Origin of the sequence: Rhodococcus sp. 24CO, from assembly GCF_050586165.1 — a bacterium.
Classification (GTDB): domain Bacteria; phylum Actinomycetota; class Actinomycetes; order Mycobacteriales; family Mycobacteriaceae; genus Rhodococcus_F.
The window spans coordinates 1-17,122 of record NZ_JAZFNF010000024.1 but is presented as its reverse complement, the minus strand read 5'-3'; the positions used below and the strand labels follow the sequence as shown (position 1 = coordinate 17,122).

At 62.0% G+C, this 17,122-nt stretch carries 17 protein-coding genes and 1 pseudogene; 4 read left to right on the top strand and 14 right to left on the bottom strand.

Features of this window, described 5'->3' with window-relative positions; genetic code table 11:
• Nucleotides 1-70: 70 nt before the first annotated feature.
• The 8 genes and pseudogenes from V2B23_RS29375 to V2B23_RS29340 form a co-directional block, all read right to left on the bottom strand.
• Nucleotides 71-685, bottom strand: a pseudogene (locus V2B23_RS29375) (IS110 family transposase); the annotation flags it as partial.
• Nucleotides 686-835: 150 nt separating this feature from the next.
• Nucleotides 836-1,042, bottom strand: a complete 207-nt coding sequence (locus V2B23_RS29370) for a hypothetical protein (protein ID WP_430953478.1) — start codon at nucleotides 1,040-1,042, stop codon at nucleotides 836-838.
• Between the two features lie 938 nt (nucleotides 1,043-1,980).
• Nucleotides 1,981-2,814 carry an MBL fold metallo-hydrolase gene (locus V2B23_RS29365; protein ID WP_430953477.1) on the bottom strand — a complete coding sequence of 278 codons (834 nt, stop codon included), beginning with the start codon at nucleotides 2,812-2,814 and terminating at the stop codon, nucleotides 1,981-1,983.
• Nucleotides 2,815-2,981: 167 nt separating this feature from the next.
• Nucleotides 2,982-3,446, bottom strand: coding sequence for a hypothetical protein (locus V2B23_RS29360; RefSeq protein ID WP_430953476.1), 465 nt, complete (start codon nucleotides 3,444-3,446; stop codon nucleotides 2,982-2,984).
• 266 nt (nucleotides 3,447-3,712) lie between these two features.
• Nucleotides 3,713-4,510 (bottom strand): ANTAR domain-containing protein, encoded by a 798-nt coding sequence (locus V2B23_RS29355; protein WP_430953475.1) that lies wholly within the window; start codon nucleotides 4,508-4,510, stop codon nucleotides 3,713-3,715.
• Between the two features lie 160 nt (nucleotides 4,511-4,670).
• Complete coding sequence (locus V2B23_RS29350; protein ID WP_430953474.1) at nucleotides 4,671-5,363, bottom strand: GAF and ANTAR domain-containing protein; 693 nt, start codon at nucleotides 5,361-5,363, stop codon at nucleotides 4,671-4,673.
• Between the two features lie 909 nt (nucleotides 5,364-6,272).
• Nucleotides 6,273-7,868 carry a phytoene desaturase family protein gene (locus V2B23_RS29345; protein WP_430953473.1) on the bottom strand — a complete coding sequence of 532 codons (1,596 nt, stop codon included), beginning with the start codon at nucleotides 7,866-7,868 and terminating at the stop codon, nucleotides 6,273-6,275.
• A 23-nt stretch (nucleotides 7,869-7,891) separates the two neighbouring features.
• Nucleotides 7,892-8,353, bottom strand: a complete 462-nt coding sequence (locus tag V2B23_RS29340) for an SRPBCC family protein (RefSeq protein WP_430953472.1) — start codon at nucleotides 8,351-8,353, stop codon at nucleotides 7,892-7,894.
• A 101-nt stretch (nucleotides 8,354-8,454) separates the two neighbouring features.
• Here V2B23_RS29340 and V2B23_RS29335 point away from each other — a divergent pair, with 101 nt between their 5' ends.
• A complete protein-coding gene (locus V2B23_RS29335; RefSeq protein ID WP_430953471.1) occupies nucleotides 8,455-9,525 on the top strand; it encodes an NAD-dependent epimerase/dehydratase family protein in 1,071 nt (356 codons plus the stop codon).
• A 26-nt stretch (nucleotides 9,526-9,551) separates the two neighbouring features.
• On the opposite strand, the gene V2B23_RS29330 is transcribed toward V2B23_RS29335, so the two are convergent.
• A complete protein-coding gene (locus V2B23_RS29330; protein WP_430953470.1) occupies nucleotides 9,552-9,695 on the bottom strand; it encodes a hypothetical protein in 144 nt (47 codons plus the stop codon).
• A gap of 824 nt (nucleotides 9,696-10,519) precedes the next feature.
• On the opposite strand from V2B23_RS29330, the gene V2B23_RS29325 reads away from it, so the two are divergent.
• Nucleotides 10,520-11,071, top strand: a complete 552-nt coding sequence (locus V2B23_RS29325; protein ID WP_430953479.1) for a hypothetical protein — start codon at nucleotides 10,520-10,522, stop codon at nucleotides 11,069-11,071.
• Here V2B23_RS29325 and V2B23_RS29320 read toward each other — a convergent pair.
• From V2B23_RS29320 to V2B23_RS29300, 5 genes are all read right to left on the bottom strand, one after another.
• Nucleotides 10,958-11,305: a cold-shock protein gene (locus V2B23_RS29320; protein WP_308191094.1), complete on the bottom strand. Its 348-nt coding sequence runs from the start codon at nucleotides 11,303-11,305 to the stop codon at nucleotides 10,958-10,960. The genes V2B23_RS29325 and V2B23_RS29320 overlap by 114 nt on opposite strands.
• A complete protein-coding gene (locus V2B23_RS29315; protein ID WP_430953469.1) occupies nucleotides 11,302-11,760 on the bottom strand; it encodes an SPW repeat protein in 459 nt (152 codons plus the stop codon). Before V2B23_RS29315 ends, V2B23_RS29320 begins: the two co-directional genes overlap by 4 nt.
• A gap of 194 nt (nucleotides 11,761-11,954) precedes the next feature.
• On the bottom strand, nucleotides 11,955-13,124 hold the full coding sequence (locus tag V2B23_RS29310; protein ID WP_430953468.1) for a zinc-dependent alcohol dehydrogenase: 1,170 nt from the start codon (nucleotides 13,122-13,124) through the stop codon (nucleotides 11,955-11,957).
• A gap of 15 nt (nucleotides 13,125-13,139) precedes the next feature.
• The gene (locus V2B23_RS29305) at nucleotides 13,140-13,667 is read right to left on the bottom strand and encodes a hypothetical protein (RefSeq protein ID WP_430953467.1); all 528 of its coding nucleotides are present in this window, start codon (nucleotides 13,665-13,667) and stop codon (nucleotides 13,140-13,142) included.
• Between the two features lie 378 nt (nucleotides 13,668-14,045).
• Nucleotides 14,046-14,939 carry a manganese catalase family protein gene (locus V2B23_RS29300; protein ID WP_430953466.1) on the bottom strand — a complete coding sequence of 298 codons (894 nt, stop codon included), beginning with the start codon at nucleotides 14,937-14,939 and terminating at the stop codon, nucleotides 14,046-14,048.
• Between the two features lie 210 nt (nucleotides 14,940-15,149).
• On the opposite strand from V2B23_RS29300, the gene V2B23_RS29295 reads away from it, so the two are divergent.
• A complete protein-coding gene (locus tag V2B23_RS29295) occupies nucleotides 15,150-15,737 on the top strand; it encodes a hemerythrin domain-containing protein (RefSeq protein ID WP_430953465.1) in 588 nt (195 codons plus the stop codon).
• A gap of 32 nt (nucleotides 15,738-15,769) precedes the next feature.
• Complete coding sequence (locus V2B23_RS29290; protein WP_430953464.1) at nucleotides 15,770-16,399, top strand: class I SAM-dependent methyltransferase; 630 nt, start codon at nucleotides 15,770-15,772, stop codon at nucleotides 16,397-16,399.
• The last annotated feature ends 723 nt before the right edge of the window (nucleotides 16,400-17,122 follow it).

The window sequence follows — 17,122 nt, the reverse complement described above, 5'->3', positions numbered from 1 at the left end:
ACCGCATTCAACACGCGGAGGACGACCGCCCGCCGCTTACCGCCGGCATCGCGTAACTAACGTCCGTGCCTCTTACAGCTAGGTTGGTGAGTTTGCGTTTGCCTGCGACGCGGATTCCGTTCGGCCCGCCGCAGCGGGTCAGGATTTCCAGAACAGCGGGATGGCTGATGCGGGGCCCGATGACCCGTTCCAGTGCCGGATGGATGCCGGTGAGTAGTCCGCGGATGCGGTTGCTGATCCGGGTGGCTTCGCCGGCAAGATCGTCGTCGAACCCGACGAGCACGCCGAGCTCGGCCAATACTTCGTCGCCGGTATCGACCCGGCGCAGAGTATGCGGCATGGCCCTTGCTGTATCGGCAATGATGAACGCATCTCTCGCATCGGTTTTCGCCTGACCGGGGTAAAGGTCTGCGATCCTGCGCATCGACAATCCGGGCAAGTATGCGACGTCGTGGCCGCAGGCCCTGGCAACGGTGACCGGCAGGGCTCCGATGGTGTTGGGTTGATCGACGATCACCAGTACTGGTCCGCATTTGGCGAGGTTGTCGAATACGGCCCGAAGTTTCATTTCGTCATTGGGCATCGGTTTGTCGTACAGCCGGTCACCTGAGGCGTCCAACCCGACGGCGTGATGTTCGCCTTTGCCCACGTCGATGCCGCAAAACACGGCGTAACTCGTGTTCATTTCGCAGTCCTTCGTCCGACCTGTCCGGTCGCCGATCCAGCATCGATACCCGACACCCACGTTACGAGGAGACCTACCATCAGATCCGGTGGCCGTGTCCCTATTAGCGGTCTATCGATGCCACCAGGTTCGGCGACACCACCCCCCGGATCATTCGAGAGACAGGGGCAAGAAGTCATACCGAACATGGCGACCGTGGCCCCGTCGTTCAGGACCACCTAAACGGTAACGGGCAATACCGATGTCGTAGTCGTCAACGTACTCCCCCGCCGCAGGGGTGTAGATGCCGCCGTCGCGGTCGTAGGTCATGAACACCACATCGGGTCGGCCGCCGTTGAATCGGCTGAACGACGCCACTCCCCACGGGTCAGCCTCCGCGCCAAGAACACGTTCACCGTGGCCCCAACCTCACGCACCGAAGCCGTCACGTCGTGGAACTCCGGATACCGGTAGCCGTTGCCGACAGGAAAGGCGACAACCTTTCCCACGATACGCAATCGCGACGCGACGCTGCAATCCGATGCCAGTCGCCGCAAAACGGCCGCCACCTGACCCGCCGTCAGCATCGGGCGACATCTTCTCGTCAGGTCAGCGTCAACGGGCGACCCAACCACATCGAGCTCCCCGCAGACGTCCGCCAGCTCGTCATCCGCGACACCCTTGCCGACTGGAATGAGGTATCAGCAGACCTCAGGATCGAGAAGGTCTCTGGCCCGTCGAAGCCACCGGCTTCCAACCCCAAGGACGCGGCCCAGCATTGTGCCGACTGCTCACTGCAGGGGCGCCCTATTGGGATGCATTCATGCAGCGCTTCCACGTCCCGATCCCGGCCAACACGCTCATTCCCGCCCGGGCGACTCCCGGCGGTCTGACCGGGCAGAGCTCAACGGTCGGCCGGTTCGACCTGCAGCCAGGCCAGGCGCTGGTCATCACCGCGCATCCCTCCGGTGCTGACATGTCTTCTCCTTCCAGGTGCTCGTCGAGCCCGACGAATCAGGGTTAGGTCCGGCGTCGAAAGCTCACGCCGAACAAGTACGTTCGGTGTCGGTGCTCGGACTCGACGCCGAACCTGTCGGAAAGCTCGGACTCAGAACACTGGCCGCACTCGAGGAAGCACTACGACTGCATCTCGAACTGAACTCGAAGGAACAGGTCCGAAAACTTTTCGAGGTCCTCGCGGCGGCCCGGGCAGCTTCCGCCGATTCCCGCACACTGTCCGACCAGTGCCCGCGTCCTCGGGCAGAACGGGCGACGCTGCAGTCCGGCCGGAGCTGTGGAATCTCTGACCACGGTTCTCATTTCCTGCCGGTTGAATGCAGATCCACCGATACCCCACGCGGGACCTGCAGGACCCTTTCCGACATTCCGCGCACTTTCATCTCGGCGATGAAATCGGCGAGGGGCGACGCAAACACACCGTAGTCGTCGTAGTGCACGGGAATTACGTAGTCGGGTGAGATCAGCTGCACCGCCTTCGCGCCCTGAACCCCGTCCATGGTCACGGTCAGGCCCCACGGAGACTTGCGTCCGAACGGCAATGTCGTTCCGCCGAGATGAAAGACACCGGCATGAATGTGTGGAAACCGCCGGGGGATCTCCGTCAAGTCATCCACGACGAGCGTGTCACCCGACACGTACATCCGAAATTCTACCGGTCCACTGCCTGAACCGAATTCGAGCACGCTGCCCATTACCGGCGGAAGAATTCGCAGGGCCGTCGCCCACGACGGCCCATGCCGACCAGGCATGGCCGTGACGCGAACCCAGCTGCCGCGGCGGGTAATGGTTCGCGACTGCCATACCGGCAACCCCTTCGCATACTCGAAACCTCGACGCCGAAGAGTCTCCGCCGCGTGCTCGGTAGTGATGACAGGCAGGGAATGGTCGAGATTCCTCTGGGCGCGACGGTCCCAGTGGTCACCGTGCAGGTGCGAGAGCACAATAACGTCGATGTCAGGAAGGTCTTCGATCTGCATGGCAGGCTCCTGCAACCTTTTCGACGTCAGACCATGCCCTAAATAGGCGCGCTCACCCCGGTGAAGGAAATTCGGGTCGGTCAGGACGGTGACGTCGCCGTACCGGACCAGGAAAGTCGCATTACCGATGAACGTGAATGTTCCCGTCGTCATTGTCTGGCAGTACCCGATCTAGGTACCAGCCATGCGAAAAGGACTCAGCGCGGAGCACTCCCCCGAGGGGCGTATTGCACGAGAGGCAGGAACGCCACGAAAAACCGTCGAATCATTGTTGGTCAGTTCGGGAAGCGCGAGTCGCGGTACGTGACTGCAGTCGGGGATCACCACCGAATCTGCGGTCGGGACGGCTGCGGTGATGTGGCGTGCGAACCGGGTAGGGACAAGATGATCTGCACTCCCCACCGTGACGACGGCGGGCACTTGATCGAATGCAGCCGATCCCGAAAACTCCTGTCACCGTAGGATTCCTCGATATAGAAGATATTGAGCAGCGCGGGCCAAGCGGCGCGTGGGTGCTTGCGGTGGCGCGGGCCGATGTCGTACTCGTCGCGTCGCGTCAAACAAGCTTTTCGGTACCGGGGACCGGTGCCAACAGCCTCCGGAGCCCGGCCCTGATCAAGGGGTGCGGAATCGCCGCCTGCGGTATGCGCGCGAAGGCCGGCGGGCGCAAGCTTGACCAGAGGCGCCAATTGTCGGAAACCACCCCGAACGTTGTTCCCCCCGCCGCCGAGTGGGTCTGCGTAGACACTTACCGCCCCTAATGCCGCTGCCTGGGTCGAAAACACCGGCTACCGGGGTAGCGCCGCACCGTCGGCCATGACGTTATAGAGTTCGGGACGCGCAAAGCGGTACGCGTCCAATCACGGGCCCTCCGCGACCGTGAATTGCATTTCGTCGAGTTCCTCCGCGACGACATCAGTTGCGAACACCAAATCGCGCGTCGACGGGACGCCGTTAGCGACGTCCCATACACCGCCACCATCGCGGCGCCACGTGTCGGAGACCACCCCGACCAACAGAACTGAGCATTCTCAGGCGTCACTGACGCCAATCACCTCGTAGTCAACGATCCCACCAACTCGGCTGCTAACACGGAAACTCGGATATTGCGCTGTTGGGATTGCTCCACGAGAATCTCGAACGAGCGAGCATCGTCGATCCCGTGTAACGCCATCAACACCCCCTTCGCCTGCTCGATCACCGCCCGCGACTTCATCGCCTCCCGCAAACCGTCGACCTCAGCGCGCCACTGCTGCGCCCGCCGCGCATTCCATACCGCTCCTTCGACCGCGGCGACAAACACCTGCAACAACACCTCGTCGATCTCGGTGAAACCGTGATCGCTGTAGCTGTAAAGATTCAGTGCGCCGACATGCTGCTCGTCAGTCGTCAACGGCGCCGACAGGTAACTCGCCACCCCCATTCCAGCGACATTTGAGGCGAAGACCGGCCATTTCTGCGCGGCATCGTCGATCCGGACCCGGACCAGCTGCCGTGTCCGAGCCGCTTCAAGACAGGGGCCTTCGTTCGCCCGGTATTGATCGACATCGACATCGAGTGCGCGCTCATCGGTGCACGCCACCGTCTCCGGCTTGTTGTTGTCGGCGGAGAGGATGGTCACCCCTGCCATGTCCGCACTCGGGATCGTGGCCACGATCTGTCCGCACACCGACTGCAGCAACACGGGCAAGTCCATCGACGTCCGCAACAAAGCACTAAAACGCTCTACAGCAGAAGATATGTCGTCGCTGCTGTACTCGTGTACCGCATGGTCCGGGGTGGCCGGAGATGAGATGTCCGTGACGATCGGAGAAGGCGCATCAGGAGCAGGTCCGTCGGGGCTTCTCATGATGGTCCTGTCCCGCAGGAATTGCCGGTCCTGCGCACGCTCGAAAAGTGGCGGCGCTGACGTCACCGATACCGATACCGATACCGATGATTTTACCTCCTCCGATGGGTACCAGCGCCTGTACGGGACCCTCTCTTTCGTACCTTTCACAGTGCTTTGGTCAGCTCGCGTCGGCGTCGAAACATCCGCCGCCAATGATGTCGTGCGCGACCGCAGTGATGCGGCGTTGCTGCGAAAACGCCATCGCGCGCAGACGCACCACCGCCTCCTCCACCGAAATACGAAAACGCGCAGCGAGCATGCCCGAGGCGATTTGCACGTTCCCGCGGCGAAACACGCCGTCATCGCTTCCCGCCATCATGACGAATGCCGGATCGAGTTCGGTTACCACCGCGCGTGCGACCGACTGCGCGAACAACCGGCACACGGCATCCTCACGCGGCGCCATTGCCACCGGCGCGCGCCCGTAGAGTTCGAGCACCCCGAACGTTGTGCCCTCGCCGCCGTCGAGGGGGTAGGCGTAGACACTGGCCGCCCCCAATCCCGTGGCCTGCGTCGAAAACACCGGCCACCGCGTCAGCGCCGCACCGCCGGCCATGTCGTCGTGGAGTTCGGGTCGCGCAAAGCGGTACGCGTCCAAACACGGTCCTTCGCCGACCGCGAACTGCATTTCGTCGAGTTCCTCCGCGACGACATCAGTTGCGAACACCAAATCCCGCGTCGACGCCGTCGCGAACACCGCCACCCCCGCCCCGTCGATCCCGGTTTCCTCGACAAGCTGACGCGACAACCGTTTCGTGGCCGCGAGCGGCTCCGGCAGAACCACTTCCCGATCGGAAGAATGCTTCGACATCACTCCCAAACCTTCCAGCGCAATAAGAGCGCCAAGCCGCACTGCAATACTCGCCGAACCGACATGATGGCCCGGTCCTTGCCCACCTAAACCTATGCCGGTCGTGCCTCTTTCAACCGCCACACCCCGCCCGAACACCCCTGCGGCAACGGCGGCAACACATGGCCGGCCACATCGGTACTGACCCGATGCACACCCCCGCAATCACACTCGTTAAAACCGCTGACCGGTGCCTTCTGCCCCGGCCGGTACGTATCCTCCGTTGTACTCATATCCGGTCCATGCCCCAAACCCGCCACCCCGAAACAAGCCGGTACGTCGTCGATCAGTTTGCTCACCCGTGGTGACATATTGAGACCTGCGAAACGCATTGTCCCGCCGAACCCGGCATTGCCCAACACCCGCCCGGACCGAGAGCGCATGTCGCCGAGTGAGATTCAGGTTGCCGCTTTCGGGTATACCGGTCTTGCGGCATTCCCGGGCAGGGGTCTGCCGCACATAACCCGCCAACCGACCGCCACGGCCGACCGGAAGGTAGCAGAAGGAGAAGGCGCACCGTGATCTGAGTTCGATGCGCTCCGCTCACCGGCGCTCCGCATTCACCCGCCCCGCGCGGCTGTGCTTTCTGTTGCAGTAGACAGGCTAAATCGTCCAAACCGGTCGTTGAGACTCCACGCCTCACTCCCTCGTCAGCGAGACGCAGACCGTCCCTCGCCAATCATCAGATCCGAGTTGCATCGTTTGCAACGTACAGAGATCGAACTGTGTCGGCGTTCTCGCGGGCTGCGGCAACAACGGCGTCGATCAGCGCGGGCAACCTTTCCCACGCACTAGATGCGGTGTCTGCCTGTGACGTCGGCACTGGCACCGAAGGCGGTGCTGGACTGAGTAACCGAGCGAAAAGCCCGCTCAGCGTGAGCGCGTAAGCACCTCGATCAGAGCAGTCGTGATTCGCCTGCGCGGCCATCCCTTGAACCCGTCGGACGCCAATGCCGCTCGCGCGGCATTGAATCCACAGGCGCCATGGACGCCGCCCCCAGGGTGAGCGGCAGCGCTGGCAAGGTAGAGCCGTTCGATCGGAGTCTCCGATCGGCCCAACCCGGGTGTCGGTCGCAGAAACAACTGTTGAAATAATTGCGCGGTTCCGCCGTTCACGGCGCCGCCGTAGAGGTTGGCGTCCGACGCATAAATATCGCTCGGGCGTTGCACGACCCGCCCGATGACAGAGCTTGCAAAGCCGGGGGCGTGCGCTTCGAGTACGTCGTCTACGCGACGCGCCAACGTGTCCGCTGACCCGTCGTCACTGACGCCTCGCGGGAGATGTGTGTAAGCCCACGCGCTTTCAGTGCCAACCGGTGATCGAGTTGGATCCGCAGTGCTCATCTGACCGAAGAGCATGAACGGAGAGGACGGTATGCGGGAGGTTTCGAGATCGCTCATCCACCGCGCCACACCGGAAGCATCAGCTCCCAGATGCACCGTCCCTACTTGCCGTAGGGCGGGCGCTCGCCAAGGAATCGGCTGATCCAACGCGTAGTTCAACTTCAGAACCGGTGTATCCCAGACGAAGTGGGCTAAATCTTCGCGCACCCGAAGCGGTACGACATCATCGTCCAGCAGTGTTCCGTACAGATTCGGGGCCGAAACGTCGGCCAGCACCGCACGTCGGACAGAGACCGTTTCGCCGCCGGCAGTGCGGACGCCGACTGCCCTGCCATTGCGGACGTCGATGCGCGCTACGTCCTCACCGCAACGGATAACCGCGCCCCCTGCCTCTGCCCGCCGGGCAAAGGCCTCCGCGAGTTGCCCCGCCCCACCGACGGGAACGGGAAATCCGACATCCTGCGCAAGCATCGCCAGCAGGAATCCCATCGTGCCGCTGCCGGGTGCGTCGGGCGGAATATCGGCGTGCATGGCATTACCCAGCAGGAGTGCCTTGGCGGCATCGTCGCGGAACAGTTCCTCGGCCATCTGCAGTGCGGGCAGGAGCATGAACCTGAGAAGTCGCACCGACTCCGCGACACCGAGCCTGCGAAGCAACTGCGCCGGACCGCGCGCGGGCGGAAAGGGCAGCAGCAGCGTATCGAGGAGCGGCCCTCTCACCCGTTGCCACAGTTCGAACAGTTCCTGCCATTTCTGCCCGTCGTCGGCACACCGCTGGGTGAGATCCTCCACGGTCCGCGCGAGCTGCCGATGGATGACGGGTGCATCGACGTCGGATGGACTGCGCGGGTGACCTACGACTGTGGGGGCGTGCGACCACCGAAGACCGTGGTTGTGGAGTTCCAGCGCAGTGACAGCCGGGGAGACTGCGGCGAGCGGGTAGAACGCACTGAACAGGTCACTTGTGTATCCGGGCAGCAGCTCGGCGCTGCGGACCGCCCCTCCAGGATTTTGGGCCGCCTCGAGGACCAGAACATCCCATCCCGCGTCCGCCAGTGCTGCCGCTGCGACCAGCCCGTGGTGACCTGCACCCACGACTACGGCGTCGACCGTGAAAGACACCGCATCCTCCCTGTTCGAGCGCTTCAGCTCGTGCTCTTCGCGCTGCTGCCTGCGGCGCGTTCGGCAAGCAAAGCCAGCCGACGAGTGCATTCCCGGTTACGAGGCCACGCGATCGCCGCCTGGACCGCATGCGGCAGCCAGCGAAGGGGTCGGGAGGCTGCCACTTCCGACATTTCGATCACGCAACCACCACCGTCCACGTCGTCGTGCAGCCGCAGGGTAACAGTGGCGGCCCCGAAGGGCGCAGCACGTGCCTGCAAGGTCAACTCCCGCCGTGGTTCGCTGGCCAGCACGCACGTGTGGTCGTCGAGCAGGAATGGCCACAGACCCACGGAGTGATCGAAACACGCTCCCACAGAAGGCCATTGAGGATCGACGGACCGGATGCGCGCGGATCCCACAACCCAGGCCGCAAATGACCATCCGTCGTTGAGGACTTCCCAAACTCTGTCGGCACCGGCGGTGGTGTGCCGTCGCACGGTCATGATGACCTCCGCGTTGATCGATGTACTCGTTGCAGCCGGGTACCCGGTCTACACGGGGTACACACCGTCCAACGAGATGGACGAAACCAGGGAGGGCCCCGATGAAGATCGTTGTCACCGGAGCAAGCGGAAATGTAGGCACAGCGCTGCTCCGACGCCTGAGAATGCAACCCAATTATCGCCTGACCGGCATCGTCCGCCGGCCGCCACCGTCCACCTCCGACCCCTACCGCGCAGCGCGGTGGCGCGCGTGCGACGTAGGCGCACCAGAGGCGCCGTCGATTCTCGCCGAGGAGGTTGCGGGTGCCGACGCAGTGGTCCACTTGGCGTGGGCCATCAACGCACCCGATCGAGATCCCGACCCGAGCCGGACCAACGCGACCGGGACGCGGCACGTCCTGGACGCCGTGGCGAAGGCGGACGTACCACGATTGGTGTGCATGTCCTCGGTCGCTGCTTATGCCCCCGCGCCGCGCTCCACACTCGTCGGCGAATCGTGGGACTGCACGGGAATCGACTCGATCGCATACAGCCGCGGCAAGAGGCTACTCGAGCGCTCACTGTCCGCATTCGCCCGTACCCGTCGCGGCACCTCGCTGGCATGGTTGCGCCCTTGCGGCATCGTCCAACATGACGCAGGCGGGGAGTTCGCACGCTGGCTCTTGCCCGCACTGATTCCGGGCGCGCCGCTCGGCAACATCCTGCCGCTGCCGCTGTGGTCGCACCTGAGAATGCAAGTCGTGCACGCCGACGACGTAGCCCGAGCTCTCGAGGTTTTGCTCTCGGATGATCGGGCGGAAGGACCGTTCAACATCGCTGGTGGACCTCCGATGGAGGCACGTGATCTAGCGCGTGCGATCGGCGGCCCGCGTATCCCAGCGCCTCGATCACTACTGTCCTTGGCTTCCTCGCTCGCGTGGCGGACCGGATTGGCTCCTCTACATCCGCGTTGGCTCGAGCTGGCAGATCGCGCTGCCCTGGTGAGCACCGATCGCGCTGCGGTAGAACTCGGTTGGTCACCTGCGCATACGCAAGCGAGCACCCTGGCGGAATTCGCAGCCGGGATTCGTGTGGGTGCCGGCACCGCCAGTGACGCTCTTGCGCCGTCGAGTCTGCGCGCGCGGCTGGGCGAAGTACGGTTCGGGCATCCCACCTACCACTCCCAAACCTGAAATCCGCAAACCTGAAATCTGCGCCATCAGATCCCGGCCTCGTCCTCGTCGTCTTCACCCTCGGCTTGATCTGGCTGATGGGTCACCGACGTCAAATTTTCGGGGTCGGAGTCAGGATCTTCGGACGGATCGTACGGCTGTTCCGACGCATTTGCATGGTTCTCTTTCACGATCATCCTTCCGTTGGTGTGTGCTTGAGCATAATTTGGCGTTACACCCAGCGCTGCAACATTTTTAGACCGAGTCAGCCGATACGCGGCCGACGTCGAAAATAGCAAAAAAGTCTGGATTCGCACCGATTTCAATGCTAGTTTCGTCGGTGGCAGCCCCGCATTGCGGGCGCACAGGCAACAGGGAGGTACAGCTGTGCGGCAAGCAACTCGTCGATACTCGGTGACCGATGCGATGTACCACGATGACAACTACCCCACTTCTCGGAATTGGTTGTTCCGGTGCAGTCGGTGCGATCACTCGTACCGAGCCACTGCCAAGAACCAGGCTCTCGCAAAATCTGTAGCCCGCACAAATGGCTGGATAGTGGACGAGAGTCCGTTGTGCCCGGGATGTGCCAGCATTGTCATGGCTCCCTCGCCCACTCGCGCGTCCGTCGAGAACGACGCCGCCTAACCCGCGGTCGTGAGCCGACTCGCCACGAATCGGTATGTCTAGCAGCAATATCCGGTTTGTGGGGTGTAGCGTACGGGTAGGCGATGTCGTCACCGGAGTTCTGTAAAACCCCGCCGACGACAAGGACGCACACCATGGACCTGGTTGGAGAGGCACTCCGCGCAGTCCGAACCGCAATCCTCGAAGTACCGTTTCAGGTCGCCTCCGCGGTTCGCGGCCCGCATCTTTCACCCAGGGCCTGATGGTGCGCGGAGAGGTGAGATTGAATTCGCAGTGGTGGCCACCGGGGGGTGTCCTGTGTCCGGCCGCTGAGCGCTGGCCTCTCCGGAGGTGTCGGTACACCGAACGGTCTGTCCGATGTACCGGGATGGCTCTGAAGCTGTCGACTGGCACCGACGGCGTCGGCGAATGGGACATTCTGCTGGCGAACTCCGGCACCGCCGCGGCAACTCGAGTCCTGCCTCTGCCCGCCGCCAGTTGGAGCAGAGCCCACTACAGCAGCTTGATGCCATACGCCAAGGCAGGCGGGCCGGTCCGGTCCGGTGGATACTCGCGACGCCGGTCGGCACGCATCCGGCCGGCACATCGCTGGACACGCTCCGCCCGATCATTGGCAACAGCCCCTCTGCATTTCGACCTGTCGCTCGCGTCGGCATCCGGGGAAGTCGTACCTGCGGGACATCTTGTGCTTTCCCAGATCCTTCGCCTCGACGACAACATGCACCCGTCCTTCGATCCGGTGCTCAACTGTCCCCGCCGAACTCGTATTGCGACCCGGACGGCTTGCGACTGCGCGCCGCAATGCCTACCGTGGAAGCCGAAAAGGCCGCGCAACTGGCCGCACCCGGTTCGGGTGACGATTGTTACCCGTACCGGCGACGCCGGTTATGCGGACATTGCGAGCCTGCGGTGGGTGTGATGCCCGATCCTGTTCATACGTGACAATGTCTCCGTCTTGCAGTGAGTGGTAAATACCGTTTCCCGCAATCTCGGTGAAGTGCACGAAGACGCTCGGGCCCCCCTTCTCCGGTACGATAAAACCGAATCCATGTTCGAAATTGAACCAATCGACAACACCACGCTTCGTGTTTGTCGCACTGGAATCACCCGTGTCGGAATTCCCTATGTCGGAAATCCCTGTGTCGGTAGTCATCGCGGCTCCTGTCGCGGTTCGCGTCGTTGAGGACCACGGCCCATTCCCAGCGCAGCAGTAGCGAGGCCTAGAACGCAGACAAGTGCTCCCACAACCACATTGGACCAGATCATGGAAGTGCTGGTATCGACACCCGCAACAATCCACGGGGAGACGATCAGCCAAATCCCGAGTAGTGGCGCAACGAATGTCATGCCGTGGGTGCGGCCGTACGCGGATCCGAAAGCCGCTGCCAGCAACCCGATCGCGGCACCACAGATCAAGTTCGTGACGGTCAGATTGGTTTGCCCGGCAAAGCCGACGATCCATGCGGACGCCGCTGCATACAGTCCGGACAGCAACATCAGCCCCTCGACAACCTGGGCGGTTGGTTGTTCGGCCGCCTGATCATAGCGCTCACGCATTGCCACGATGTCGGGGTGTGTGTGCATCGGTGCGTGGGTAGATGATGACATGTGAATTCATCTCCTCGACCGGAGCGGGTAAGCAGCCCTACCGGTCCGTATGTGTGTATTCTTGGGGTGCAGACGCTTTCGGAATCGACGAGTGCACTGAACCACCACAGAGGTACCCAGTCGGGCGTCGATCAATGCACCGTCGAAGCAATAATCCAGAAGGCTACCTGGTCCACCGCACAGCTCCGGCGCGGTCACGGCCGGAAGACTGCCCGTACGCATCCGTCCTTCTTCTGCTTGAACAATTCGTAACCACGAACGGCGTCGGTGAGCGGCATGTCGTGGGTGATCAATACCGACGGGTCCAGGTCTCCCTGCAGCACGTAGTCGAACATCCGTGGCATATACCGCTGCCCATGTTGCTGCGCCGAACGAAGCGTCAGACTTTTGTTAGTGATCAGACCCATCGGAAACTTGTCTGTGAGGCCGTAGACGCCGAGAACCGACACTACGCCGCCCTTTCGGCACGCGAGGACAGCTTGGCGGAGCGAAGTAGCACGGTCGGTTTCCAACCGCAGGAGTTGTTTGACCCGGTCGTACAGTTGTTGGATTCCCGTGCCGTGGCCTTCCATGCCAACAGCGTCGATGCACGAGTCGGGGCCGCGGCCACCCGTGGTTTCACGCAGGGCTTCCTGCACGCTCTCGACACGCGAATAGTCGATGGTCTCGGCCTCAACCACCTTGCGCGCCAGCTGAAGCCGTTCCGGAAACCGATCGATGACAATGACGCGTTCCGCACCGAGAAGACGGGCGCTGCGGGCGGCCATCAGACCGACACCGCCGCTACCCCATACGGCAACGGTGTCGCCGGGTGCGATGTCACAGAAATCCGCGCCCATGAGTCCTGTCGGGACTGCGTCGGAAAGGAACAACGCCTGCTCGTCGGTGATGCCGTCCGGGACGGTGAAACAATTGACATCGCCGAACGGTACCCGGATGTATTCGGCATGCGAGCCCTGGTAACCACCGAACGGGTGTGTGTAGCCGTAGATTCCGCCCGTCGGATAACCCAAAACGGGTTGCTGCAACTCGGCATTGGGATTGGTGGTGTCGCACACCGAGTACAGGTCGTGATCGCAGTACCAGCACGAATTGCAGCCGATGAACGAGGGCACCACTACCCGGTCGCCCACCCGTGTCTGCGCCGCCTCCGCCCCTGTCTCGACGACCTCACCCATGAACTCGTGCCCGAAGACGTCGCCTGCCCTCATACCTGGCAGGTAGCCATTGATGAAGTGGAGATCGGATCCACAAGTCGTCGTGAGCCGTACTTGGACAATGACATCGTGGGGGTTGATTATCCGAGGGTCATCCACCGTCTCCACGGCGAGATCATTGACCCCGTTCCAGCACAGTGCGCGCATGAAAATCTCCTGCGATCAATGAGCACCTTCGCGGGCGCTCGGGTTGTGGGAGAGCGTGGGAACTTCGCCGGTCTGCAACAGCGCGCGGGCCCGGTAGAGCACCTTGAACAGCACTGCATTCGTGATGAAGTCCGGAAACGGCGTGGCCGCCTCCACGGTAACTTCTGTGCCCAAATCATCTGGGGCGGGGCGGTATCCCACTACCACCGCAGTGTGTTTACTCCTGTCCGAGTCCGCGCGCTCAGCACCGTCAGCAACGAACCTCAACTCGCGGTCACTGCTGTGAAGCCGGGTACGCCACGTCTGTGTCTCGTCGGCACCGGTTGACAGCATCCACACGAAGACGTCGCTCTCAGGCGAGCGGACAGTCGCGACATTGCCGAAGACCTGCGACAGCTTCTCGGGGTCTCGCCAGAATATGTCCACCTCATCGCTGCCGCAGTTGATCGTCACGGTCTGTGCGCACCTACCGGGACCGCCGTGCCCAACAGCCTTGAACACAAGCACGGCAAGTTTTTTCCTTACGTTGTCGAGAAAATGCATCGCTCCTCCGTGTGCAACGGGCCCGATTTCATCTCCGAGGCGTTGTTGGGGCTACGTCCAGCGTTGCATTGGGCAGTACCCGTCCATTCGAAAAGGAAACGAGCACAGACGGAGTCTTCTCGAACTTCTTACACCTTGATCTGCGCCTCGCATCGCCGATCGGCGAGGTTGTCTCTGCCGGGTACCTATCCTTTTCGGGGCGCAGCAGCAGATGCCGGACGAGGCGCATGCCGACTTCGATCCTGTGCTCGGCGACCGACGTCTTGACTACGGGGGGACCGGCCGGCACACTCCAGACCCGCCCACTCAAAGTCTCGCCTGTTCCCGAGAGCCGATGGCCGGCACCGACAGAGCAAGGATGGACGCTGTGCTGTGGGGTCAGGGTGTCGCTGTGTGTTGTTCGTGCGTGAAGGGCTTCGTACCGCGCACCGCGGGACTACCTTCCGGGTTGGTATCGGCTCCGTGATTCTCACGCATCGAGGTGCCCAGCCACTGTTCGGTCGGTGTCGCGACGTACTTCCACTCGGTGCCGTCCGGCCATGGACCTTGGCCTTCGTTCCACGGCCCGCGCACCGAACCGTCTCCGTTGGACATGTTGAACGCAACGTTCTGGAAGCGGTCGTCGCCTGCGAGGGTTCCGGGCGGAAAGTTGACCGGCAGCTCGTTCAGCGCTGCGGTGAACTGTTGGTAGTGCGCGACTTCTCGGCTCATCAGGAAGGTCAAGGTGTCTTGAACGCCGGGGTCGTCGGTGAATTGCTTGAGGTATTCGTAGACGATTTTCGCTCGAGATTCGGCGGCGAGGTTACTGCGCAGATCGACCGACGGGTCGCCGTTCGAATCGATGTAGGCGCCGGTCCACGGGGTTCCTGCCGAGTTGCTGACGTCAGGTCCGCCACCAGTGAGACCGAAAAACAATGGCAGGACAGCGGTCTGATGGATCGCCTGCTCTCTACCATCGACTGTGCCGACCAGTGGCATCCACTCGCAACGTTCGTTGGCGACCTTCAAGTCGTCGTTGAGACCGTCCAACAACATCGTGATCATCGATCCCACGATTTCGAGGTGACTGAGTTCCTCGGTGGCGATGTCCATGAACAGGTCGTACATTTTCGGATTCTTGCGGCGCAGGACGAAGGCTTGCGTGAAGTACTGCATCGCGGCTTTCAGTTCGCCGTTGGCGCCGCCGAATTGTTCTTGCAGCAGGGTGGCAAACCGGGGATCGGGCCGATCGACACGTACCTCGAACTGCAGGTCCTTGTTGTGGATGAACATTCATTCCCCCTAGTGGACGGACGGATAGTCCGGCTAGTGGACGGACGGATAGTCCGGCTAGTGGACGGACGGATAGTCCGGGACGGTTACCCGCAGCGCCCCGACCGAAACACCCGGTGACGAGCTGCTACGGGCGACCGATTCCGGTGTTTTCTCTGCCATCCATCGGGTACCACGGGGAGACAACAATCGAGATCGGAGGCGAAAACAATGGTCGATGCGTTCACCTTCCTGCGAGGAGATCACGAAAGTGTGCTGGGAATGTTCGAGGTGCTCGACGGAGCCCCCCAAGGCGAGGGGGCGAAAGTCAGCGGACTCGACACGATGGTGACCAACCTGATCATCGCCGAATCCCAACACGAAGCGATCGAACAACAATACTTCTGGCCGACAGTTCGAGCTTATCTCGACGACGGCGACGAAATGGCCGATCATGCTATTGCACAGGAAGATTCAGGCAAGAAGCTGCTTCAACAACTCGAAGACGGACATCCCGGCGAACCCGAGTATCACGGCGCACTCGCCGCGTTCATCACAGCGGGACGCGAGCACATCAAGTACGAACAAGACGTGGTGTGGCCGCGCCTGGCCGCCGTACTCGGTGAAGGGGAACTTCAGGAATTGGGGGAAACGCTCAAGCGGGCGAAGAAGAGCACCCCCACCCGGCCCCACCCGGATACCCCGTCCAATTCGAGTGTGCAAAAGACCATGGGCATGGCCGCGGCGACAGTCGACAAAATACGTGATGCTGCGACCGGCCGCAGCCGCGACAATCCACCCGACGCACCAACACCCTGACCCTGCCGAGCGCCACCGAAAGCGGGAGAACTGTGGGGGCCCTCGACGATGATTACTTCCACCACATGTACCGACACAACCCAGACCCATGGGACTTCACGAACCGCTGGTACGAGGAGCGTAAACGGGCATTGACGATGGCGATACTGCCCCGGCAGCACTTCACGCGCATCTTTGAACCCGGATGTTCCATCGGCAATCTGACCATGCTGCTCGTCGATCGTTGCGATGAAATCATTGCCAGCGACCTTGTCGATGCCGCAGTGGACTACGCACGAGCCCGGTTAGCCGACTCGGATGTCAACGGCAAAGCCAGGTTCGAGAAGTGGTCACTACGCGATAGGTGGCCGAACGAATCGTTCGATCTCATCGTCCTGAGCGAAATCTGTTTCTATCTCACCGCACCTGAATTGGACGATCTCCTTGACTCCACATGCGCGCACCTCAATGCCGACGGGGTCCTACTTGCAGCGCACTGGCGACATGTCGTCACCGACTATCCGATGACCGGCGACGCGGTCCACGACCGACTGAACCGTCATCACGGTCTACGATCCACCGCCCGCTACGCCGACACGGACGTACTTATCGAGACATTCTCCCGCGCAGACACTCCCGCCTCCTCTGTGGCCGAAGACGAAGGACTGACCAGCTCACGGTAGTCCTTCACACGTCCGAATGTTCTTCGATCGACCTAAAAGAAACCAGCCGGGCCACTACCGTTCACCCGGTTCCCACCGGACGGCCCGTCAGGGTGAATGCCCCTCGCACACGTCCCACCCTCAGCCGCACGGTATCTGCAATCTGATCAGCGAGCGTGGCCGCTAATTCACCGTACGGCGGACTTGCCTGCGATCTCTTTTCTCGTTTTCACCCGTGCAGGAGTCAACTCGCGTCAGCGTCGAAACGTTTGCCGATGATGTCCTGCGCGACCGCAGTGAACCGGCGCTGCCGCGAAAACGCCATGGCGCGTAGACGCAGCAGCGCCTCCCCCGCCGAATACGAAAACGCACGGCGAGCATGCCCGAAACGATATGGACGTTCCCGCGACGAAACACTCCGTCATCGCTCCCCACCATCATGATGAATGCCGGATCGAGTACCACCGCACGCGCAATCGACTGCGCGTAGGGCAACACTCCGAATAGACCTAGCGCGAACTCCCACTTAACTGCCACAGCTGATCAACGAAGACAACGACCAGAACACCATCATCAAGCAGGAGCCGAACACCCGCAGCCTGGACCCAATCGTTTCCACCACAGCGGGTACACGTCAAAAGAGACCGCTGAAAATCGCCACGTTGGATTGGAATGGGTGGACTGGTTCAACCACCGACGTCTCTACGAGCACTGCGGCGATGTTCCTCCGGCCGAACTCGAGGC